Raw genomic sequence first — 20,171 nt, 5'->3', positions numbered from 1 at the left:
TCGACACCGCGCCCGCCGCGAGTCCCGCGCCGCCCGCGGGGGCGGTCGCCGGCCGCGGCGTAGTGGGGGGCGCCCCCCCCCCGGCCAGGCCGGCGCCGGGCTGATGCCCCTCCCCCGTCCCGAACGCGCGACCGCTCGCGTCGACCAGATGCGCCCAATGCGCCAGGATCGCTTCGAGTTCGGCGCATTGCCGCGGGGAAGCACCCTTCTGAGGCGCGAAAACCGCTGCCGCGCCGTCCGGTCCGAGCAGCGGGTTGTCGACGTCCCCGGCGAGTACGAAGGCCGCATCCCGGACGGCCGGGTGCAGATCGGAGTGGTCGAGGCGTCGTGCGCGCGCCAGTTCCGCTGCCCCCGAACCGATTTCGACGCCGTCCTCGTCGAGGATGTGCAGCCCGAGCGCTTGCAGCATGCCCGCGCCGCCATCGGTGGACGCGCTGCCGCCCAGTCCGAGCACGACCTCCCGAATGCCGTGGTCCAGGGCGTGGCGGATCAGCACCCCGAGCCCGTACGTGCCCGCACCCATCGGATCGGTTCGGCCGCTGGGCAATTCGACCAATCCGACCGCTGCGGCCAATTCGACCACGGCCGTATTCCCGCGCACCGCGTAGCTCGCCGAATGCGGCGCACCCGTCGGCCCGACGGTGTCGACCGGTACCCGCTCCCACCCGGCGGCGACGAAGGCGTCGACGGTGCCGTCGCCGCCATCGGCCACCGGCACCTGCTGGACCTCGGCGTCCGGCGCCACGCGCGCGATTCCGGCCGCGAGCGCCGCGGCCACCCCCGGCGCCGCCAGCGACCCTTTGAACTTGTCCGGCGCCACCACTACCCGCCGCGCCATCGCAACCCCATTCCTCCGGCGAGATCGAACTCCGGTCACCGTACTGCGCCGCTCAGCCGGGGGCCGACGCCCCGGCCGCCACACCGGTGACCGCGGCGTCACGGCATGGGCGCCTGATCCACGTGATCGATGTTCACCTCGCCGGTACGCAGGTACCGGACCACGGCGTCGTCGAGCGGAGCGTTACCGCGACCGAAGGTGCCGTGGTCGCCACCGTCGACGCTGATCAGATGTCCGTGCAGGGCCGCCGCCATCGCGGGACCGCCGGGATACGCGGTCACCGCGTCGTTGCGACTCTGCAGTATCAGCGGCGCGGTGGCCAGGCCGTGGTCGGCGATCGGCGTCGGCCTGGTCACCGGATCCCAGTCGGCGCAGGCCAATCCGCTGCGTACCAGATCGGCGCGGGCGTCGAGGGCGTTGCCGCCGGAAGCGACGATGGCGGCCGCCGAACCGATGGCGTCCCACCGGGCCGGCACCGCGTTCTCGTTGCAGGTGATCGCGGAGAACACCGCCTGGCCGGTCGGGTCGGTGCTCGCCACGCCCGCGATCGCGCGCATCCGCCGCAGATCGCCGGGTTGCGCATTCGCCTCGGCCATCGCCTGCGCCAGACTCGGCCAGAAGCCGCGGGCGTAGGCGGCCACGGTGGTCGCCGATACCAACGGCACCTGGGCCGACATGCCGCCGGAGGTCAACGCGCGCACCAAATTCTGGGCCTTGCCCATTTCCTCGGCGCCGGCGTTCACGCCCGCGCGTGCCACGGCCGGCAGCGGTGCGGGCAGCTCGCGCGGCAGGTCGGCCGCCGACACCGGGGGCGGGGTCAGGTTGGCGTACCAGCCGCCGCCCTGTGCCGACACCAGCCGCACCCAGGTCTCGTACACCCGCAGCGCCGAATCGCCCAGGTGATAGACATTGTCGTGCTGGGCGATCCAGCCGAACAGGTCGTCGAGCCGCTGTTTCCCCGCGAGCTGCTGCTGTGCGAACTGTTCGGTCCACACCCACTGCGGGTCGACATTCGAGTCCAGCACCATCCGGTCGACATGCTGCGGGAACAGCGCCGCGTAGACCGCGCCCAGATAGGTCCCGTAGGAGATGCCGAGGAAGTCGATGCGCTCCAGCCCCAGCGCCGCGCGCACTGCATCCATATCGCGGGCCGTGGTCTCGGTGGTGATGGTCCGCAGGTAGCCGGGCTGGGCGGCGTCACATGCCTTCCGCAGTGATTCGCGCTCGTGGTCACCGTCCTGCGCGATCTCGGCCCCGCAGGTCAGCGGGGTCGACCAGCGCAGTCCGCGCGGCTGTACGGCCACCAGGTCGTAGTGCTCGACCAGTTCCTTCGGCAGTTGGGCCAGCCGGACGCCCCAGTAGTCGAGGGCGTCCGCACCGGGCCCGCCCGGATTGGCGAAGAGAGTGCCGTAGCGCTGCCCGCTCGCGCGAATTCGGCTGACGGTCACCTCGATTCGCGAACCGTCCGGTGCGGCGTAGTCCCTCGGCACCGAGATGGACGCGCAGCGCGTCGGCCGCCCGTCGCCGACGGAGCCGGCCGGGCACGTCCCGAAATCCGGCTCGGCATGCGCGGTCGCCGGCGCCAGCGCGGCGAGCACCGCCGTCAGTACCGCAACGGTGGCCGATCGCGCCGCCACAGGTAGTCCCCGTCGTCCCATCCGCGCCGCCTCCCCGTCCGGCCGGTCGACGGCCGTCGCCGCATCGAGCATCCGACCACTCGAGCCCCTGCATTGTCGCCAGCCGCGCCGGGTGCGACAACTCGAACCACGTCCGACACGGAAAGGATGTCGGCGTAGCCGCGCACCGTCGGCGATCGACACGCTCTAGGCTCAGCGAATGACGCAGGGTGCGCAGCAGAACATCGAGATTCGAGACAACTCACAGCTCGACCGATTCGAACTGTATGTCGACGGACAGCACGCCGGGGTGGCCGCCTATCAGGACACCGCCTCCGAGCGCGCCTTCGTGCACACCGAGATCTATCCGCAGTTCGAGGGCCAGGGCTACGGCCGTCTGCTGGTGCAGGGTGCGCTCGACCGGACCGTGGAACAGGGCTACGGCATCCTGCCGCTGTGCGCGATGGTGCACCACTTCGTCGAATCCCGGCCGCGCTATCTGGCGACGGTGCCGCAATGGGCGCGGGAACGATTCGGCCTGCCGCAGTAGCCGGCGGGCACATCGGGGTGGGCGCTTCGGAACCGAACCGCGAATCACGCACCACTAAACACAGCGCGCGCCCCGCGACGGTGCGATGATGACTAGCGTGGCACGCGCAGAGGAACACGGCGACCGCCCGAGACGTGAATCCCGGTACGAGGAACAGGCGGTGCGGCCCGGCACCTTGCTGGTCTCGGCAACGGAGCTGGTCGAGCCCACTTTCCGGCGCACCGTGATCTACATCGTCGAACACAACGATGCGGGCAGTCTCGGTGTGGTCCTGAACCGCCCGAGCGAAACCGCGGTGCAGGACGTGCTACCACGCTGGGCCGATCTCGCGGCCGGGCCCCGCACGCTGTACGTGGGCGGGCCGGTGAAGCGCGATTCGGCACTGTGTCTGACCACGGTCCGCGTCGGTGCCTCGATCGATGGCATTCGCGGGCTGCGCCGCGTGGACGGTCGCGTGGCGCTGCTCGATCTGGACTCCGACCCCGATTCGATCGCACCGCTGGTCGAGGGCATCCGCATCTTCGCCGGCTATGCCGGATGGACCTTCGGTCAGCTGGAGGGCGAACTGGAACGCGGGGACTGGATCGTGTTGTCGGCGTTGCCGTCGGATCCGTTGGCGGGACGCACCGATCTGTGGGCGCACGTGTTGCGCCGGCAGCCGCTGCCGCTGTCGCTACTGGCGACACACCCCATCGAACTAGAACGCAATTGATTACGTATCCACGGAGTGTGGTCCCCCAACGCTCGCCTCGACCGAGGCGGCGGATACGCCCGGTCGGCAGCCATGTCTGACTCCGCGATCCCCCCCGTCGACGCGGCGCCCTCCCGGGCGCATTTGTTGCGGGTGCTCTACGACGAACACGCACCGACGCTGTGGCGGTACACCTACAGCCTGGTCGGCGATGCCGGACGGGCCGAGGACATCGTGCAGGAGACGTTGTTGCGGGCCTGGCAGCGTCCGCAGGTCCTCGACCAGTCGACGGCCTCGGCGCGGGCGTGGTTGTTCACAGTGGCCAGGCATCTCGCGGTCGACGAATTCCGCAGTGCGCGGCATCGGCGCGAGTACGGCACCGACACGCCGCCCGAACAGGCGGCTCCGGACGAGGCGGAACGCGCAGTGGACAGTTGGGTGATCACCGACGCGCTGGCTCGGCTCAGCTCCGATCACCGCGAGGTGATCGTGCGGGCCTACTATCGCGGACTGTCGACACACCAGATAGCGAACGAATTGGCGATTCCCGAGGGCACTGTCAAATCCCGGATGCACTACGGGATGCGAGCGTTGCGTTCGGCCCTACAGGAGATGGGGGTGACGAAATGACATCGGCCGACACCGCGTCACACGACGACTATGCGACCTGGGATGCACCGTATGTGCTCGGCGCCCTCGCTCCCGACCAGCGGCTCGAATACGAGGCGCATCTGTCCGAATGCGCCGAATGCAGGCTCGCCATCACGGACCTGTCGGGCTTGCCGGGACTGCTCAGCCACATTCCCGGTGACGTCGCTTTCTCGCTGATCGACGACGGGGCCGCCGCAGACCATGCCGGCAGTTTCGGCGACGCCGGGTTCGACGCCCTGCTGAACCGGGTGCGCGCGAGCGAAGCCACCACCGGCGGCGCCGGGATACTGCCCTTCGAAGCGCACGGCAGCGGCCCGGCCACCGAGACGGGCACGACCGCACCCGACGCGGGCACTTCGGCGGTCCGCGAAACCCCCGCCGAAGACCGGCGCACCGAGCCGGAGCAGCCCCCCGCCTCGCTGGCAGCGGCGCGCGAGCGCAAGCGCAGCCGCAGCGGTCCGTGGCTCGCCCTGGCCGGTGCGGTGGCCGCCGCCGCGGCCGCGGTCGCCATCACCATCCCGATCACCGTCGCGCACACCCAGCACAACAATCCGCCCACCGCCGAGCAGGTGGTCACGGAGCGGCAGATGGATCAGGTGATTCCGTCTCCGATCACCGCGAACTTCACTCTCACACAGCTGAATTCCGGTACGCGGGTGAACATGTCGTGCAACTACGCGCCGTCGGATACCGATTACACCTGGGACGGCGCGCTGTGGGTGGTGCACACCGACGGCACGCAGTCGATGGTGGCGCAGTGGTCGGCTCATCCCGGCCAGACGGTGACCGCGGACGGCATCACCTCGGCCCCGGCGGACAAGATCCAATCGGTCGAAATACGTTCGAGCACAACCAACCAGGTGTTCCTGCGCGCAACGGTGTGAGCGGCCGCCATCGAACCGGCACCAGTACGGGTACTGCTGATTTGCCCTCAGACCGTGCGAGCCGCGGCGCGCTGTCGCGCGCCGCGGCTCGGCTTCACAGCAGGACGAGGGTGGTGCACAGGGCGGCGAGGGCGAGCGCCTGCAGGCCGACCCGGTAACCGAGGATGCTCTCCCATTTGTCCTGCAGCGCACGGGCATCGGCGGGGATGACGCCGGTCTGCGCCGCCTGCGTCTGGGCGGTGTTGATCGGCTTGGCGATCCGCGCGTAGAGCCCGAGCCAGCTCAGCAGCGCCAGCAGCGCGATCCCGGCCGCCACCGCGGCACCGGCGGCTCCCGCCACGACCGCGACGACGGCGGCGAGCACGGTGCTGATCACCCCACCGGCGCCGGCGAAGGGCATTCGCCGGTCACCGTAGTAGTGCCCCCATCCGGCCGAGACCGTCATCGTCGCGTCGTCGAGTTTGCGATAGACGGGTCGGAAGATGAGGGTGGCGGCGACATCGGTGCCGTAGACGATGGCGTTGGTGAGAACGGCCAGCACGGTGAGCACCTGCGCGGATGTGGTCAGCATGGGAAGACTCCTAGTCATCATCTAGCGTTGCTAGCTTCTGTGGCAACAGTAGATGAGTTCGACTAGCTTGTCTAGCGCTGCTAGAAAATTTACCGCCCCGCCCTGACCGGAAGGTGGGCGCACCGATCCTCCGCGGCCTGCACGGGTGACGGGCGCGGCCGAGACACCGGCTCGGCACGGCCGTCGAAGGCGTGCAGTACCGCGGCATCGGCACGCGGATCACCGACCGCGATCCGCGCACTGCCGTCCGGGTAACCCTTGGCCGCGATCCCCGCGCCCGCCAGCGTCGCGTGGGCCACGGGCCCCGGCAGGTAGAGAAAGTTGCCGCGGCTGCACGGCACGGCGAAACCCCTGTGCCGCAAAGCGGTTCGCAGCAGTTCGCGCTCGGCGGTGATATCGGCGATCCGTTCGGCGAGCTCCGCCGAGGCGGCATAGCAGGCGCGCACGGCGGCGACGGCGTAGTCGGGCATGCCGAACGGAAGCTGCAGTCGCCGCACCCGCGCGATCAGTTCCGGCGCGCCGAACGCATAGCCGATACGCAGTCCTGCCAGCCCGTACGCCTTCGAAAAGGTGCGCAACACAAGGAGGTTGGGATAGTGCGCGACGAGTTCGCAGGGGTCGATCGTTTCGGCATCGGCCAGGAATTCCACGTAGGCCTCGTCCAGGATCACCGGAACGTGCCGCGGCACACCGAACAGGAAAGCCTTCAGCTCCGCGGCGGGCGCCACGGTCCCGGTCGGATTGTGGGGGCGGCAGATCGCGACCAGTGCCGTGCGCTCGTCCACCGCCCGGGCCATCGCCGTCAGCCGCTGCCGTCCGCTCGCATCCAGGGGAACTCCCACGACGTCCAGACCCGCCATGGCGGCCATGATCGGATAGCCGTCGAAGGTCGGAGTCGCGAACACCATGCGCCGCCCCGGCCCCGAGACCGCCTGCATGATCTGCAGCACCACACCGGTCGCCCCCGCACCGACGACCACCTGATCGGGGTCGACGCCGAGGTGCGCGGCGATCACGGCCGGCAGCCGCCGGGGCACGAATTCCGGATACCGATTGGCGCCGCGAATCGCCTCGTTCACCACCGCGAGCACCGAAGGCAGTGGCGGAAAGGGGTTTTCGCTGAGCGTCAGATCGAACCGCGGCGGCGGTATCGGCTGCGTCACCGCCGGTTCGCGGGCGGACGAGTCCATCACGCCGCACCCCAGCGCACCGCGGCCGCGGCCGCGAAATCCCCGGCATGGGCGAAGGCCGCCAGCAGCACCACCGACCCGTTGCGCAACCGGCCGGCCCGGTTCTCGATATCCAGGGTCACCGGAATGCCGGCGGCGAACAGATTTCCGCACCGGTCGAAGGAATCCGGATGCCGTTCCGCGGGCAGTTCCAGCGCATCGTGCCAGTTCCGCAGGAACAGCCGATTCGGCTGATTGGTGACGAAGGTGTCGATATCGCGGCCTTTCACCCCTATGCGGTCGCATACCGCGAGGGCGAGTTCCGGGACCAGCCGGTTGCCGCGCGCGAAGACCTTGGTCACCTTCGATTCGGTGAAACTCACGCAGCCCTGTCCTTCCCCGGGCTCCCAGTACTTGCGTTCGGAGCCGGTGGAGAAATCCATATCGCCGGCGAATTCCGGGAAGGTGCGGCATTCGATATCGAGGATCGGCGCACTGTTGTCCTTGACCAGCAATCCCACCCCGCAGCCGTCCCCGGGCACCGGCGCCTGCGCGAGTTTGCGAATCTCGGTCTGGGTGAAGACCGGACCCGCGGTGTTCTGCGTCGTCGCGATCAGGGCGGTGCGGGCGTCGGTCGTCTGCAGAATCATCCGCGCCAGCATCATCATGTGGATGAATGCCGCGCAGCCGCCGTTGTGCACGTCGAACACCCATTTCGGATTCATCCCCAGCCTCCGCGCCACCTCCGGCCCGGCGCCCATGACCGGATTGTCGGGGAGCTGGGTATGGGTGAGCAGCACGTCGATATCGGCGAGCGTGCCGGCGCCGTGCCGATCGATCAGCGGCGCGACCGCGCGTTCCACCATATCCACGGCGGTTTCGTCGCGGCCCTTGTGATGGCGACCGTGCGGCGCGCGGAACATGACGTTCTTCGCCATCCGCTCCGAACGCGAGAATTGCGTGAAGTACTCGGTACCTACCGGCTCACCCGGCAGATAGCAGGCCACATCGACCAGACTGACCGGTGCCAGCCGCAGGGCGGGATCGGTGAAATCCATCTCGGCGTATCCTCACTTCATCCACTCGGGGGTGATCGGAAGTCCGTGCGCGGCACGGTATTCGGCGATCGCTTTCAGGTTGTCCAGCTCCAGCCGGTGTCCGGCGGAGAACATCTCCCAGAAATCGCCGACCCAGACCTTGCGGCCTGCCGGGGCCTTGTCGGGGTAGGGATTCGCGTCGTAGAACGGGTGCCGGCAATTGGTCCACAGCACCACCGATCCGGGCTTGTTCAACACCACCTGGGCGTCGACGACCCGCATCAGATAGATCATCCACAGGTGTTCACCCTGATCCCACGCACAGTGGTAATCCACGGTCATCGCATCCGGATTGGCCTCGGTGCGCGTGAAGATCCGGGTGTCCTTGCCCAGCCGGTCGTAGGATTCCCACAGCCCCGGGGTGGCGGTTTCGGTGAATCCGCGCAGACTGTAGGTCCACTCCTCCAAACTCTGTGTGTGCGACAGGTATTCGTACAGTTCGCGCGGGGGTGCGGCGATGTAGTCCTGCACCGGGCAGAATTGACCGAAGATCTGGTCGTGGGGATAGACCGAGCGCAGCATATCCATGATGATCGGCGTGGTCTCCTCGCGATCGGAATTCTCGATGCGCAACAACCCGGGAATTGCGCGGTGCGGAAGATCGGGAATATCACTGAGAGCGGGTGCGGTGCTGATGGTCACGGATTCCTCCTCGATGCGGACAGGAAGGGGATGAACGGCGGTATCTCGTCGGGATCGCAATCGATCGAAACGAACGAGGGCCCGGGCGTTTCCAGGCAGTACGACAGCACTGTCGCGAGCTCGGCCGGCGTCGCCGGCGAGAAGGAGGGCAGATCCGGGAACATCGCCGCCATGCCGGCTCCCAGATGTGCTTTGTGGAATCTGTTGAAGCTGTAGCGATCTCCGTAGAACAGTTGCTCCCGGGTCACGCACATGGCATGCGCGGAATTGTCGAGTACGACGAAGGTCACCGGCAGCCCGTACTGGATCGCGGTGTGAATCTCCATGCCGTGCATGTAGAAGGCGCCGTCGCCGGCCACGACCACGGTGCGCCGCTCGGTCCCGTCCTCGCGGTGCCGGCGGGCGAAACAGGACCCGATGGCGGCGCCGAAGGCGTAGCCCATACCGCCCATACCGAGGGCGACGACGAAGCGGCCGTCGCGCGGCGGGCGGAGATGATGCACCACCGATGCCCCGGTATTGCCCGCGTCGGCGAAGATATCGGTATCGGAATGCAGTGTGCCGTTGAGTGTTTCGACTATGTCGCGATAGCGCAGGCCCGGTCCGTCCGCGGGCGGCACCGGCAGCGGATCCGGCGTCCGCGGGCGCCGGGGATCCACCCGGTGCACCCGGCCCGCGCCGGCACTCAGCGCCGATGTGAGTTCGCGGAGTGTGGCGGCCAGACCGGTACTGGTGGCGTGAACCGCGGGGAGGTAGGGCGGCTCACCGCCGACCGACGCCGTCGACGCGCCGAGCACCGATTCCAGTCCGGCGCGCGCGGTGACCGGCATCCGGGTGCCGACCAGCAGGCACAGGGCGCTGCCGTGCAGGGCGTCGGCCAGTTCGGTATGGCCCATACTTCCGGCGACACCGAGGAATCCTTGTTCGGTGCAGTCGTACACATCCTTGGCGTCCGGCGCGACGCCGACCCCGGCGTCGAGAACTGCTGCCAGATCACGCAGTTCGGCACGAGCATCGTCGCGGGCGACCTGCGCGCCCGCGATGATCACGACCTTGCCGACCGCCCGGGCCGCCCGTAGCCCCTCCAGGAGCCGCTCGATACCGGCGTCGTCCCGGCCGTGTACCGGACGCGGTGCGACGAACGGGCGGGCGCGAAGTTCGGCCTGCTGAACATCCTTGGGCAGCAGCAGAACCGCCGGCCCGCCCGCTCGGGCGGCCGCGACGGCGCGCGAGAGATGGTCCGGAAGCGAGGCGGGCGTCTCCACCCGTGCGCAATACAGCGCGATCGTGTCGAAAAGTTCGGCGGCGTCGAAGGTTCCGGCTCGGCCGCTGGAATCCTGGAAGGCGCCTTTACCTTCGAGACCGGTCGGCGCCTGCCCCACCAACGCGAGCACGGGCACCCGGGAGGCGTGCGATTCCGCCAGTCCGGCAACGAGATTCATCGCTCCACCACCGGAGGTCGCGCAGACGACGCCGAGACCCGCGGTGGAACGGGCATAACCGTCGGCCATGGTGGCGGCGGCGAATTCGTGTTTGGCCACCACCGCCGTGATTCGGTCGGAGGCGTCGTAGGCCGCGTCGTAGAGATCTTCGATGTTGGCGCCGTCGACGCCGAAGATGTGTCGCACTCCCATGTCCGATACGGCCTGCACCAGGTAGTCGACCAGTCGTGACGGCATCGCCGCTCCTTCCCGTATGGGTTCCGAAGCCGGCCGCGCTGCCGGAACGAACGCACTCAGCGGGGATACGAAGCACGCACCCGACCGGTTCACCGTTCCCGCGTGCCTTCGCAAAAGGATCCACTTGTGTGTATGTATACATCTACGTATAGTTGGGCCATGCCGAACAAGACCGTGTATGTCTCCGATGACGATCTCCCCCTGTTCCAGCGCGCGCAGGAGCTGGTCGGCGGCAACCTCTCGGGTGCGATCGTGACGGCACTGCGCCGATACATCGAGCTGGAGGAGGGCCGGCTGCAGGGATTCGACGAGATCGTCCTGCGCGTCGGCCACAACGGCGCCCGGCAGGTGCGATTCTCGGGGGTTCTGCTCACCGAGTCGAGCGATATGGGCGACGAGCGTTTCGAGCGCATTCGCGTATTCCGCACGCGCAAGGGCAAATTCGTGCTGCACCGGCAGCGTTCGGAATGGACCGACTACCCGACCGACACGAACTGGCTGAAGGATCTGACCAATTGGCGGCGGATGCTCGGCGTCACCGATCCGGACTGGGGCGAATTCACCATGGACATCTACGACTCACCGGCCGACCTGAAAGGCAGGGTTCCCGACAAGCTGTACAACCGCATCAGCGATCTGACCGAGCATCCGCAGATCGAGGATCTCGACATCTGATCGACCACTTCGAGCCGAACTAGCCTCGGCCGCACGACAACTCGATATCGACCCTCCTTGTCCGCCGAAATCCCGCGGACACGGCTCGGTCGACGCATGCATTCATCGCAATCTTATTATGAAAGGACGACCATGAGTTCACCGGCCATATCGGTCACCGGTCTGCGGAAATCGTTCGCCGACCACGTGGTGCTGGACGGTATCGACCTCACTGTCCCGGAGGGCAGGATCTTCGCGCTGCTCGGCCCCAACGGCGCCGGCAAGACCACCACCGTCCACATCCTCGCCACCCTGACCCGGCCCGACGACGGCAACCTGCGCGTCGGGGGCCACGACCCGGTCACCGAACCCGACGCCGTCCGCACCGCCATCGGCGTGACCGGGCAGTTCTCGGCGGTCGACGAACTGCTCACCGGTCGCGAGAACCTGCTGCTGATGGCGGATCTGCACCATCTGCCCCGTGGCGAGGGCCGGCGCATCGCCGACGACCTGCTGACCCGCTTCGACCTGCTGGACGCCGCCGACAAGGTGGCCGGGAGCTACTCCGGCGGTATGACGCGCCGGCTCGACCTGGCGATGACCCTGGTCGGCGAGCCGCGCATCATCTTCCTCGACGAACCCACGGTCGGCCTCGATCCACGCAGCCGGCGCGGGATGTGGGACATCATCCGCGAACTGGTCGCCGACGGCGTCACCATCTTCCTCACCACCCAGTATCTGGAGGAGGCCGACCAGCTCGCGCATCGGATCGCGGTGCTCGACCACGGCCACATCGTCGCCGAAGGCACGCCCGAACAGCTGAAACGCCTTGTGCCGGGCGGACATATCCGCCTGACCTTCGGCGACGAGGAACAGTTGCGCAGCGCCGCCGAACTACTCGGCGGAACGACGACGGACTCGACCCTGGCGGTGCCCAGCGACGGCGGCGTCGCCTCGCTGCGCGATGTTCTGGACCGGCTCGGCCGCGCCCGCATCGAGCCCGAAAGCCTGTCTGTGCACACCCCCGATCTCGACGACGTCTTCCTCACCCTCACCGGCCGCACCGCACCCGAGAAGGAATCCGCACGATGACCACGCACACCCTCGCCGACTCCCGCACGATGCTGCGCCGGAACCTGGTGCACGCCAAGCGTTATCCCGGCATGACGATCAGCATGTTCATCATGCCGCTGGTGATGTTGCTGATGTTCAATTACATCTTCGGTGGCGCACTGGAGAAAGCCACCGGCGGCAGTTACATCGACTACCTGGTCCCCGGCATGATGCTGATCATTCCGGCCTATCTGGTGGTCGGGGTCGCGGTGGCCATCGCCTCGGATATGACCAAGGGCATCGTGAACCGGTTCCGGACCATGCCCATGGCACATTCCTCGATCCTCACCGGCCAGGTCGCCGGGACCGTGATCCAAGGCGTGCTGGGTGTCGGCCTGATGGTCGCAGTCGCGGCGCTGATCGGCTTCCGTCCCGATGCCACCGTCGTGGAATGGCTCGCCGCCTTCGGCCTCATCGCCCTGGTGATCTTCGGATTGGCATGGCTCGGAGTGGGTTTCGGATTGGCCGCCAAAACACCGGAGAGCGCGAGCAATACCCCGACTCCGCTGATCTTCCTCCCCTTTCTCGGCAGCGGCCTGGCTCCCACCGACACCATGCCCGCCGGTGTCCGGCAATTCGCCGAGTACCAGCCCTTCACGCCCCTGACCGAAACGCTGCGCGGACTGCTCATGGGCACGGCCATCGGAGGCAACGGCATCGCGGCGGTGGTCTGGTGCGTCGGCTTCGCGGTGGTCGGCTATCTCTGGTCGCGCTCGCTGTTCCGCCGCAAGACCAACTGAGCTACTACCCAGTGATTAACGGACATACCGGTCGAAACCCCGTCGTCCTCGCGTGAGAACGTAGGAACGAGGCCGATCGGGCCCGGGTCGGTGCCATCCGGCCCGGGTCGTCGGCGCAGTCGACGACCGGAAGGAGTGCGTCCATGGCCGCCCTGGACGAGAAGCTGCAGGACATCTATGCCGAGGTACTGCAGCGCAACCCCGGTGAATCGGAATTCCACCAAGCCGTGCGCGAGGTGCTCGACAGCCTCGGACCGGTCGTCGCCAAACATCCCCAGTACGTCGACGCGGCGGTAATCCGGCGGTTGTGCGAGCCCGAGCGGCAGATAATCTTCCGCGTGCCGTGGGTCGACGACAGTGGCACGGTGCAGATCAACCGCGGTTTCCGGGTCGAGTTCAACTCCGCGCTCGGCCCCTACAAAGGCGGCCTGCGGTTCCATCCGTCGGTCTATCTGGGCATCGTCAAATTCCTGGGATTCGAGCAGATCTTCAAGAACGCGCTCACCGGAATGCCGATCGGCGGCGGTAAGGGTGGTTCGGATTTCGACCCGAAGGGGCGGTCGGACGCGGAGGTGATGCGCTTCTGCCAGTCCTTCATGACCGAGCTCTACCGGCATATCGGCGAGCACACCGACGTTCCGGCCGGTGATATCGGCGTGGGCGGTCGCGAGATCGGCTATCTGTTCGGCCAGTACAAACGCATCACCAACCGCTACGAATCCGGCGTGCTCACGGGCAAGGGGCTGAGCTGGGGTGGCTCGCAGGTGCGCCCCGAGGCGACCGGATACGGCACCGTCTTCTTCACCGAGCAGATCCTCGACCGGCGCGCCGACAGCTTCGAGGGCAAACGCGTGGTGATCTCCGGCTCGGGCAATGTCGCCATCTACGCCGTGGAGAAGGTGCACCAACTGGGCGGCACCGTCGTCGCCTGTTCGGACTCCTCGGGCTACATCGTCGACGACAAGGGTATCGATCTCGAACTGCTCAAGGAGATCAAGCACGACCGGCGCGGGCGCATTCACGAATATCCCGACATCGCCCGTGGCTCGGCGTATTTCGTGGATTCCGGCTCGATCTGGGCGGTGCCCTGCGATATCGCGCTGCCGTGTGCGACGCAGAACGAACTCAACGGCAGCGATGCCCGCCGGTTGATCGACAACGGTTGCGCCATCGTGGCCGAAGGCGCCAATATGCCCTGCACCCCCGAGGCATCCCGGTTGCTGGTCGACGCGGGCGTGACCTTCGCACCGGGCAAGGCCGCCAATGCGGGCGGGGTGGCCACCAGCGCACTCGAGATGCAGCAGAACGCTTCCCGCGATTCGTGGAGCTTCGAACACACCGAACAGCGCCTCGAGACGATCATGCGCGGCATCCACGACCGCTGCCTCGAGACCGCCGAAGAGTACGGGACCCCGGGCGATTACGTCGCCGGTGCGAACATCGCCGGTTTCACCCAGGTCGCCGACGCGATGCTGGCACTGGGGATCGTCTAGACGCCGCGGCCGGCAACGCGCCGGCCGTCCCGTCCGGATCCACCGGCACCGAGTCTCGTAGGCTCGCCGTTCGTGACCGTGGTGCGCTCGATCCTGCTGTTCGTCCTGGCCGCGCTCGCCGAGATCGGCGGGGCGTGGCTGGTGTGGCAAGGGGTGCGTGAGCATCGCGGGTTCGCCTGGGCGGGGGCCGGGGTGATCGCGCTGGGGCTGTACGGATTCGTCGCGACGCTCCAGCCGGATGCTCATTTCGGCCGGATCCTGGCCGCCTACGGCGGTGTGTTCGTCGCGGGGTCGCTGCTGTGGGCCATCGCGTTCGACGGCTTCCGGCCGGACCGCTGGGATGTGGCGGGCGCGGCGACCTGCCTGGTGGGCGTCGCCGTGATCATGTACGCGCCGCGCGGCTGACCCGGTACGCGGCCGACCGGTATCCGGCATCATCGGTGCCATGCCCGTCCTCGGAACGTTTCGGCCCAATCCGCAGCCGGCCGCCGGTACTCGCAGCCGGGTGCTGATACGGCTGCGGGTGGCGCGGTGGCAGTTCCTGCTCCGGCAGACGATCGTCGAACCGGGCGGTGACAGTGGTTGGCACTATCACGACGCCACGCTGTTCGTCCTGGTCACCGGCAGCACTCTCGACCATCCCGGCACCGACGGCGTCCCGGTCGCCTATCGCCCGGGGCGGATATTTCGCGAGCCCGCCGGCGCCGCCCACGCCCACACCGCCCGCAACCGCACGCGAAAACCCTTGCGGCTCACGGTGTTCTACGTGCTCCCGGCCGGTAGTCCGCTCTCCCGCTCGATCCCCGCACCGGAGTGCGACCCGGACCGGCGATAGGACGTGCGCCTGCCTGGTATCAGCTCGCGAGCTCGCGCAGCAAACCGGGGAATTCGGTGAGATCACGCAGGACGACATCGGCGCCGGCGGCCCGCAGCTGCGCCGCGTCACATGGACCGCTGGTCACCCCGACCGCATACGCCGACGCCGCGCGGGCGCCGCGCATATCGCCGATGTGGTCACCGATGTACACGCTCGCCTCGTGGTCGCGCAGGGCCTGGGCCTTCTGTTCGGCCCACAGGTCGCCGATCACGGCGTCGGCCGGAATGTCGAGGTGGGTGAGGTGCAATTCGGCGTTGGGTTCGTATTTGCCGGTGACCACGATCACGCGGCCGCCCAGCGCCCGGACCGCCGCTGTCGCCGCGCGGGCGCCGGGCAGTTCCACCGTGCCGGTGATCGCGAAATCCGGATACATGGCCCGATACATATCGGCCACCGCCGGGACGCGGTCGGCGGGGAACCAGTTGGCCAGCTCGTGCTCCAGCGGCGGCCCGAGGCGGGTGACGACCAGATCGCTGTCGATGGGGGTGCCGGTGCGTCTCGACAGCTCGCGATAGCAGGCGCGGATGCCGGGACGCGAGTCGATCAAGGTCATGTCGAGGTCGAAGCCGACCGTGAGCGGGCCTGTCATACCGGACGGCCGGACACCGGAGGGATCAATTGGCGGGCTGGCAGGCGTCGCGCAGTGAGCACGCGCCGCAGGAGTTGCCACAGCCGCCGACCTCGGCGGGCGCGAGCCCCGCGATCGCGTCGTTGGCCGCGTTGACCCCGGCGCCCAGCGTGAACAGGGCCACGACCAGTGCCACCGCGGCGGCAGCCAAGCCCACCCATACCGTCGCGACCAGCGCGATCGCACCGGCGGCGGCCAGCAGCAGACCCGCACCGACCGAGGTGGGCCCGGCGACGCGGTTGGCGACGCGATACGCCTCTTCGGTGCGGAGGGCTTCTTCGGTATGCACACCGAAGAACCGATTGGGTGGCAGGGTGCCGGTCAGCCCGAGCACACCCGTGACAACGGCCACGGCCGCCGGCAGAAACAGGAGGAGCGCGACCACGAACACCCGGAATACGGTACTCCGGTATCAAAACCGGGCGCCCGCGGGGCTCGCCGCCGCCGCGAACGACCCGCTCACCCCTTTTTGGGTGCTGACGTGCGCACGCTCTACCCTGAGTGACGACGTTGTCCACAGACGTTCACCAGGGGAACTCGGCGACAAGAAGGCAGGACCGTGCAGGACACTCGTGCAACCGATACAGCCGGCGCATCGACCGGCCGGGGTGACGGGCCCGAAAGCAGCCTGCCCACGCTTCCCGGAACCGATGTGCCCGCGCACCGCTACAACGCGGAACTGGCCGGCGCCCTGGAGGGCAAATGGCAGCGGGTGTGGGCGGAGCGCGGCACCTTCCACGCGCCGAATCCGGTCGGCCCGCTGGCCGGCGAGACCCCTGCCGACAAGCTGTTCATCCAGGACATGTTCCCGTATCCGTCGGGTGCGGGTCTGCACGTCGGCCATCCGCTGGGCTACATCGCCACCGATGTGTTCGCGCGCTACCACCGCATGCACGGCCGCAACGTGCTGCATGCGCTGGGTTACGACGCCTTCGGCCTGCCCGCCGAGCAGTACGCGGTACAGACCGGCGCGCATCCGCGGGTGACCACGGAATCCAATATCGCGACCATGCAGCGCCAGCTGGACCGGCTGGGCCTGGGCCACGACCGGCGCCGCTCGTTCGCGACCACCGACCCCGAGTTCTACAAGTGGACGCAGTGGATCTTCCTGCGCATCTACAACGCCTGGTACGACACCTCGGCGAACAAGGCCCGCCCGATCGCGGATCTGGTGGCCGAATTCGCCGCGGGTGAGCGCCCCACCCCGGACGGTCGCGCGTGGGCCGACTTGTCGCCCGCCGAACAGGGCGCGGTGCTGGACTCGTATCGCCTGGTCTATCAATCGGATTCGATGGTCAACTGGTGCCCCGGACTGGGCACCGTGCTGGCCAACGAGGAGGTCACCGCCGACGGCCGCAGTGAGCGCGGCAACTTCCCGGTGTTCCGGAAACGCCTGCGGCAGTGGATGATGCGCATCACCGCCTACTCCGACCGCCTGGTCGACGATCTGGACCTGCTGGACTGGCCGGACAACGTGAAGGCCATGCAGCGCAACTGGATCGGGCGCTCGCGTGGTGCCGAGGTCTCGTTCGCCGTGGTGCGAGCGACGGGCGCGGAGGAGGCAGCCGGCGTAACCACGGAGCGCCCCGGGAGCGCCACCGTCGATACAGCGAACGGGGAGAACATCGAGGTCTTCACCACCCGGCCCGACACGCTGTTCGGGGCGAGCTATGTGGTGCTGGCCCCGGAACACGAACTGGTGGACCGGCTGGCCGTCGCGCAGTGGCCCGCCGACGTCGACCCCCGGTGGACCTTCGACGCTGCCTCGCCGGCCGAAGCCGTTGCGGCCTACCGCAAGTCGATCGCCGCCAAGTCCGATCTGGAGCGGCAGGAGAACAAGGAGAAGACCGGCGTCTTCCTGGGCGCCTACGCCACCAACCCGGTCAACGGGGCGCAGCTGCCGATCTTCATCGCCGACTATGTGCTGTCGGGCTACGGCACCGGCGCGATCATGGCGGTACCCGGCCACGACCAGCGCGACTGGGAGTTCGCGCGGGCGTTCGGCCTGCCGATCGTGGAAGTCATTGCCGGAGGCGACATCTCGGAGTCCGCGTATTCGGGCGACGGCCTGCTGGTGAACTCCGACTACCTGAACGGGCTGGACGTCGAGACCGCCAAGGCCACTGTCGTCGAGCGCCTGGAACGCGACGGCCACGGCAAGGGCACCATCCAGTACAAACTGCGCGACTGGCTGTTCGCCCGCCAGCGTTACTGGGGCGAGCCGTTCCCGATCGTCTACGACGAGCAGGGCGCGGCGCATCCGCTGCCGGAATCCATGCTGCCGGTGGAACTTCCGGAGGTGCGCGACTTCGCGCCGGTCACCTTCGATCCGGACGACGCCGATTCCGAACCGTCGCCGCCGCTGGCCAAGGCCACTGACTGGGTGACCGTCGAACTGGATCTGGGCGACGGGGTGAAGACCTATCGCCGCGACACCAACGTGATGCCGCAGTGGGCCGGTAGCTCCTGGTACCAGCTGCGCTACACCGACCCGACCAATACGGAGGCGTTCTGCGCGCCGGAGAACGAGCGCTACTGGCTGGGCCCGCGCCCGGCCGAACACGGTGCGAACGACCCCGGCGGCGTGGATCTGTACGTCGGCGGCGTGGAACACGCGGTACTGCATCTGCTGTACGCGCGGTTCTGGCAGAAGGTGCTGTTCGATCTGGGTGAGGTGTCGGGCCCGGAACCGTACCGGCGCTTGTTCAACCAGGGTTACATCCAGGCCTTCGCCTACACCGACGAGCGCGGCACCTACATCCCGGCCGCCGAGGTGGTCGAGCGCGACGGCAGGTTCTTCTGGACGAACACCTCCGGCGTGGAGATCGAGGTCTTCCAGGAGTACGGCAAGATCGGCAAATCGCTGAAGAACGCCATCTCCCCCGATGAGATGTGCGATCTGTACGGCGCGGACACCTTCCGGCTGTACGAGATGTCGATGGGCCCGCTGGACACCTCGCGTCCCTGGGCGACCAAGGATGTCGTCGGCGCGCACCGCTTCCTGCAGCGGGTGTGGCGCCTGGTGGTCGACGAGGAGTCCGGGGCCGCGCGGGTCACCGACGCCGAGCCGGCCGATGCCACCCTTCGCCTGCTGCACAAGACGATCGACGGTGTCGACGCCGACTACGCCGCCCTGCGCGACAACACCGCGGGCGCGAAGCTGATCGAGCTGACCAACCATCTGACCAAGCAGTACCCGCAGGGCGCCCCGCGCACGGTGGTGGAACCGCTGGTGCTGATGCTGGCACCGATGGCCCCGCATATCGCCGAGGAACTGTGGGAACGCCTGGGCCACACCACGGCGCTGGCGCACGGGCCCTTCCCGATCGCGGATCCCGCACTGCTGGTGGAGGATTCGGTCGAATATCCGATCCAGGTCAACGGCAAGGTCCGCAGCCGGGTCAGCGTACCGGCGGACGCCGATGCGAAGGCGGTGGAGGCGGCGGCGCTCGCCGACGAGAAGCTGCTGGAATTCCTGGCCGGCAAGACCCCGCGCAAGGTCATCGTGGTCCCCGGCAAGCTGGTCAACGTCGTCGCGTAAGTTTCTCCCGCGCTGGGTGTTCAGCGCGGCGGCAGCAGCACGTCGTCGAGGGTGACCATCGAGAGGTGGCGCTCGCGGATGATGTCGACCAACCGGCCGTAGCAGTGTGTGACGGCCGGATGGTTGGCGTGACCGATGACGATCGCCTGCGGGTTGAAGTACTTCGCGGCCATCTGCATCAGAAAGTCCTCGGTGACGATCGAGGAGTCCGACAGCGAACCGAACCACAGCGTCGGCACCGTATATCCGAGATCGGCGGCGACCCGGTCCACCGCGGCGTTGTGGTACCCGTAGGGCGGTCGGTAATAGGGTGTTCCGTCCACGCCGAAGTTGTTGTGCAGGAACGTTTTCGTACGACGGATCTGGTCGGCGACGGCGCCGGCGGAGATCTTGGTGAGCGCGGGATGATCCCAGGTGTGGTTGCCCAGCTGGATCTGCCCGGACTCCACCAGCGGGCGCAGCGCGTCCCGGTGCACGGTCCACGAGTCGTAGGCGGCGGTCACGAAGAACGTGAAGCGGGCGCCGGTATCGCGGGCGAAGCGGATATACGCGCCGACCACCTCGGGGCTCGCGCCGTCGTCCACCGTGAGCGCGAGATTCGCGCCGGCGCCCGGCAGAGCAGTCATCGTGCCCGAGGGCGCCACGGTCTTCGGCCCGGTTGGCGGCGTGCTCGCGGCGGGCCTTCTCCTCCCGCATCTGCATGGCCTCGATGGCGGCGCGGCGGGCGGTGATGCCGG

21 protein-coding genes are annotated in these 20,171 nt (G+C 68.2%); 11 read left to right on the top strand and 10 right to left on the bottom strand.

The genetic code is table 11. The annotated features are described in order from the left end of the window. Both A5780_RS18480 and A5780_RS18475 read right to left on the bottom strand, forming a co-directional pair. The coding region (locus tag A5780_RS18480; RefSeq protein WP_156769551.1) for a glycerate kinase at positions 1 to 838 on the bottom strand (838 nt) is incomplete at its 3' end. Positions 839 to 936: 98 nt separating this feature from the next. After that, complete coding sequence (locus tag A5780_RS18475; protein ID WP_231983005.1) at positions 937 to 2,547, bottom strand: alpha/beta hydrolase; 1,611 nt, start codon at positions 2,545 to 2,547, stop codon at positions 937 to 939. A gap of 127 nt (positions 2,548 to 2,674) precedes the next feature. Here A5780_RS18475 and A5780_RS18470 point away from each other — a divergent pair, with 127 nt between their 5' ends. The 4 genes from A5780_RS18470 (at position 2,675) to A5780_RS42815 (ending at position 5,230) form a co-directional block, all read left to right on the top strand. Then, positions 2,675 to 3,004 carry a GNAT family N-acetyltransferase gene (locus A5780_RS18470; protein WP_063011488.1) on the top strand — a complete coding sequence of 110 codons (330 nt, stop codon included), beginning with the start codon at positions 2,675 to 2,677 and terminating at the stop codon, positions 3,002 to 3,004. 88 nt (positions 3,005 to 3,092) lie between these two features. Further along, positions 3,093 to 3,716, top strand: a complete 624-nt coding sequence (locus A5780_RS18465) for a YqgE/AlgH family protein (protein ID WP_082856791.1) — start codon at positions 3,093 to 3,095, stop codon at positions 3,714 to 3,716. Positions 3,717 to 3,788: 72 nt separating this feature from the next. Continuing rightward, positions 3,789 to 4,325 (top strand): sigma-70 family RNA polymerase sigma factor, encoded by a 537-nt coding sequence (locus A5780_RS18460; RefSeq protein ID WP_063011490.1) that lies wholly within the window; start codon positions 3,789 to 3,791, stop codon positions 4,323 to 4,325. After that, positions 4,322 to 5,230: a zf-HC2 domain-containing protein gene (locus tag A5780_RS42815; RefSeq protein WP_064909086.1), complete on the top strand. Its 909-nt coding sequence runs from the start codon at positions 4,322 to 4,324 to the stop codon at positions 5,228 to 5,230. The genes A5780_RS18460 and A5780_RS42815 overlap by 4 nt, the downstream gene beginning before the upstream one ends. Positions 5,231 to 5,324: 94 nt before the next feature. Here A5780_RS42815 and A5780_RS18450 read toward each other — a convergent pair whose 3' ends face one another. The 5 genes from A5780_RS18450 to A5780_RS18430 form a co-directional block, all read right to left on the bottom strand. Further along, on the bottom strand, positions 5,325 to 5,801 hold the full coding sequence (locus A5780_RS18450; RefSeq protein WP_064906550.1) for a DUF1772 domain-containing protein: 477 nt from the start codon (positions 5,799 to 5,801) through the stop codon (positions 5,325 to 5,327). An 89-nt stretch (positions 5,802 to 5,890) separates the two neighbouring features. Further along, positions 5,891 to 6,991 carry a histidinol-phosphate transaminase gene (locus tag A5780_RS18445; protein ID WP_231983004.1) on the bottom strand — a complete coding sequence of 367 codons (1,101 nt, stop codon included), beginning with the start codon at positions 6,989 to 6,991 and terminating at the stop codon, positions 5,891 to 5,893. Beyond that, entirely contained in the window at positions 6,991 to 8,028 is a 1,038-nt protein-coding gene (locus tag A5780_RS18440; protein WP_063011504.1) for a 3-oxoacyl-ACP synthase III family protein, read from the bottom strand. Before A5780_RS18440 ends, A5780_RS18445 begins: the two co-directional genes overlap by 1 nt. A 12-nt stretch (positions 8,029 to 8,040) precedes the next feature. Beyond that, positions 8,041 to 8,709: a hypothetical protein gene (locus A5780_RS18435; protein WP_063011506.1), complete on the bottom strand. Its 669-nt coding sequence runs from the start codon at positions 8,707 to 8,709 to the stop codon at positions 8,041 to 8,043. Then, positions 8,706 to 10,388: a thiamine pyrophosphate-binding protein gene (locus tag A5780_RS18430; protein WP_064909085.1), complete on the bottom strand. Its 1,683-nt coding sequence runs from the start codon at positions 10,386 to 10,388 to the stop codon at positions 8,706 to 8,708. Before A5780_RS18430 ends, A5780_RS18435 begins: the two co-directional genes overlap by 4 nt. A gap of 159 nt (positions 10,389 to 10,547) precedes the next feature. Here A5780_RS18430 and A5780_RS18425 point away from each other — a divergent pair, with 159 nt between their 5' ends. The 6 genes from A5780_RS18425 (at position 10,548) to A5780_RS18400 (ending at position 15,223) form a co-directional block, all read left to right on the top strand. After that, positions 10,548 to 11,063 carry an EXLDI protein gene (locus A5780_RS18425; protein ID WP_030514196.1) on the top strand — a complete coding sequence of 172 codons (516 nt, stop codon included), beginning with the start codon at positions 10,548 to 10,550 and terminating at the stop codon, positions 11,061 to 11,063. Positions 11,064 to 11,195: 132 nt separating this feature from the next. After that, positions 11,196 to 12,134 carry a daunorubicin resistance protein DrrA family ABC transporter ATP-binding protein gene (locus A5780_RS18420; protein ID WP_030514195.1) on the top strand — a complete coding sequence of 313 codons (939 nt, stop codon included), beginning with the start codon at positions 11,196 to 11,198 and terminating at the stop codon, positions 12,132 to 12,134. Continuing rightward, complete coding sequence (locus A5780_RS18415) at positions 12,131 to 12,895, top strand: ABC transporter permease (protein ID WP_064906557.1); 765 nt, start codon at positions 12,131 to 12,133, stop codon at positions 12,893 to 12,895. Before A5780_RS18420 ends, A5780_RS18415 begins: the two co-directional genes overlap by 4 nt. A gap of 143 nt (positions 12,896 to 13,038) precedes the next feature. Continuing rightward, positions 13,039 to 14,388, top strand: coding sequence for an NADP-specific glutamate dehydrogenase (gene gdhA / locus A5780_RS18410; RefSeq protein WP_063011515.1), 1,350 nt, complete (start codon positions 13,039 to 13,041; stop codon positions 14,386 to 14,388). A gap of 72 nt (positions 14,389 to 14,460) precedes the next feature. Continuing rightward, positions 14,461 to 14,793: a YnfA family protein gene (locus A5780_RS18405; RefSeq protein WP_063011517.1), complete on the top strand. Its 333-nt coding sequence runs from the start codon at positions 14,461 to 14,463 to the stop codon at positions 14,791 to 14,793. Positions 14,794 to 14,833: 40 nt separating this feature from the next. Continuing rightward, entirely contained in the window at positions 14,834 to 15,223 is a 390-nt protein-coding gene (locus A5780_RS18400) for a cupin domain-containing protein (protein ID WP_064909084.1), read from the top strand. A 19-nt stretch (positions 15,224 to 15,242) separates the two neighbouring features. On the opposite strand, the gene A5780_RS18395 is transcribed toward A5780_RS18400, so the two are convergent. After that, positions 15,243 to 15,854 carry an HAD family hydrolase gene (locus tag A5780_RS18395; protein ID WP_064906558.1) on the bottom strand — a complete coding sequence of 204 codons (612 nt, stop codon included), beginning with the start codon at positions 15,852 to 15,854 and terminating at the stop codon, positions 15,243 to 15,245. 25 nt (positions 15,855 to 15,879) lie between these two features. Further along, a complete protein-coding gene (locus A5780_RS18390) occupies positions 15,880 to 16,284 on the bottom strand; it encodes an SdpI family protein (protein ID WP_030514190.1) in 405 nt (134 codons plus the stop codon). A gap of 237 nt (positions 16,285 to 16,521) precedes the next feature. Between A5780_RS18390 and leuS the strand changes: the two genes are divergently transcribed. Beyond that, on the top strand, positions 16,522 to 19,434 hold the full coding sequence (gene leuS, locus A5780_RS18385) for a leucine--tRNA ligase (protein ID WP_063011576.1): 2,913 nt from the start codon (positions 16,522 to 16,524) through the stop codon (positions 19,432 to 19,434). Positions 19,435 to 19,454: 20 nt separating this feature from the next. On the opposite strand, the gene A5780_RS18380 is transcribed toward leuS, so the two are convergent. Then, positions 19,455 to 20,171, bottom strand: a 717-nt coding sequence (locus A5780_RS18380; RefSeq protein WP_156769550.1) for a polysaccharide deacetylase family protein, incomplete at its 5' end; no start/stop codon positions are given.

This window comes from Nocardia sp. 852002-20019_SCH5090214, assembly GCF_001665865.1.
Lineage (GTDB): Bacteria > Actinomycetota > Actinomycetes > Mycobacteriales > Mycobacteriaceae > Nocardia > Nocardia nova.
Note: the sequence above shows the minus strand (reverse complement) of the source record. Positions and strands in the feature narration are given on the sequence as shown.

Coding starts and splice junctions, on each gene's coding strand:
- A5780_RS18475 (WP_231983005.1), bottom strand. CDS start 2,547: ATGCTCGATGCGGCGACGGCCGTCGACCGGCCGGACGGGGAGGCGGCG.
- A5780_RS18470 (WP_063011488.1), top strand. CDS start 2,675: ATGACGCAGGGTGCGCAGCAGAACATCGAGATTCGAGACAACTCACAG.
- A5780_RS18465 (WP_082856791.1), top strand. CDS start 3,093: ATGACTAGCGTGGCACGCGCAGAGGAACACGGCGACCGCCCGAGACGT.
- A5780_RS18460 (WP_063011490.1), top strand. CDS start 3,789: ATGTCTGACTCCGCGATCCCCCCCGTCGACGCGGCGCCCTCCCGGGCG.
- A5780_RS42815 (WP_064909086.1), top strand. CDS start 4,322: ATGACATCGGCCGACACCGCGTCACACGACGACTATGCGACCTGGGAT.
- A5780_RS18450 (WP_064906550.1), bottom strand. CDS start 5,801: ATGCTGACCACATCCGCGCAGGTGCTCACCGTGCTGGCCGTTCTCACC.
- A5780_RS18445 (WP_231983004.1), bottom strand. CDS start 6,991: ATGGACTCGTCCGCCCGCGAACCGGCGGTGACGCAGCCGATACCGCCG.
- A5780_RS18440 (WP_063011504.1), bottom strand. CDS start 8,028: ATGGATTTCACCGATCCCGCCCTGCGGCTGGCACCGGTCAGTCTGGTC.
- A5780_RS18430 (WP_064909085.1), bottom strand. CDS start 10,388: ATGCCGTCACGACTGGTCGACTACCTGGTGCAGGCCGTATCGGACATG.
- A5780_RS18425 (WP_030514196.1), top strand. CDS start 10,548: ATGCCGAACAAGACCGTGTATGTCTCCGATGACGATCTCCCCCTGTTC.
- A5780_RS18420 (WP_030514195.1), top strand. CDS start 11,196: ATGAGTTCACCGGCCATATCGGTCACCGGTCTGCGGAAATCGTTCGCC.
- A5780_RS18415 (WP_064906557.1), top strand. CDS start 12,131: ATGACCACGCACACCCTCGCCGACTCCCGCACGATGCTGCGCCGGAAC.
- gdhA (WP_063011515.1), top strand. CDS start 13,039: ATGGCCGCCCTGGACGAGAAGCTGCAGGACATCTATGCCGAGGTACTG.
- A5780_RS18400 (WP_064909084.1), top strand. CDS start 14,834: ATGCCCGTCCTCGGAACGTTTCGGCCCAATCCGCAGCCGGCCGCCGGT.
- A5780_RS18395 (WP_064906558.1), bottom strand. CDS start 15,854: ATGACAGGCCCGCTCACGGTCGGCTTCGACCTCGACATGACCTTGATC.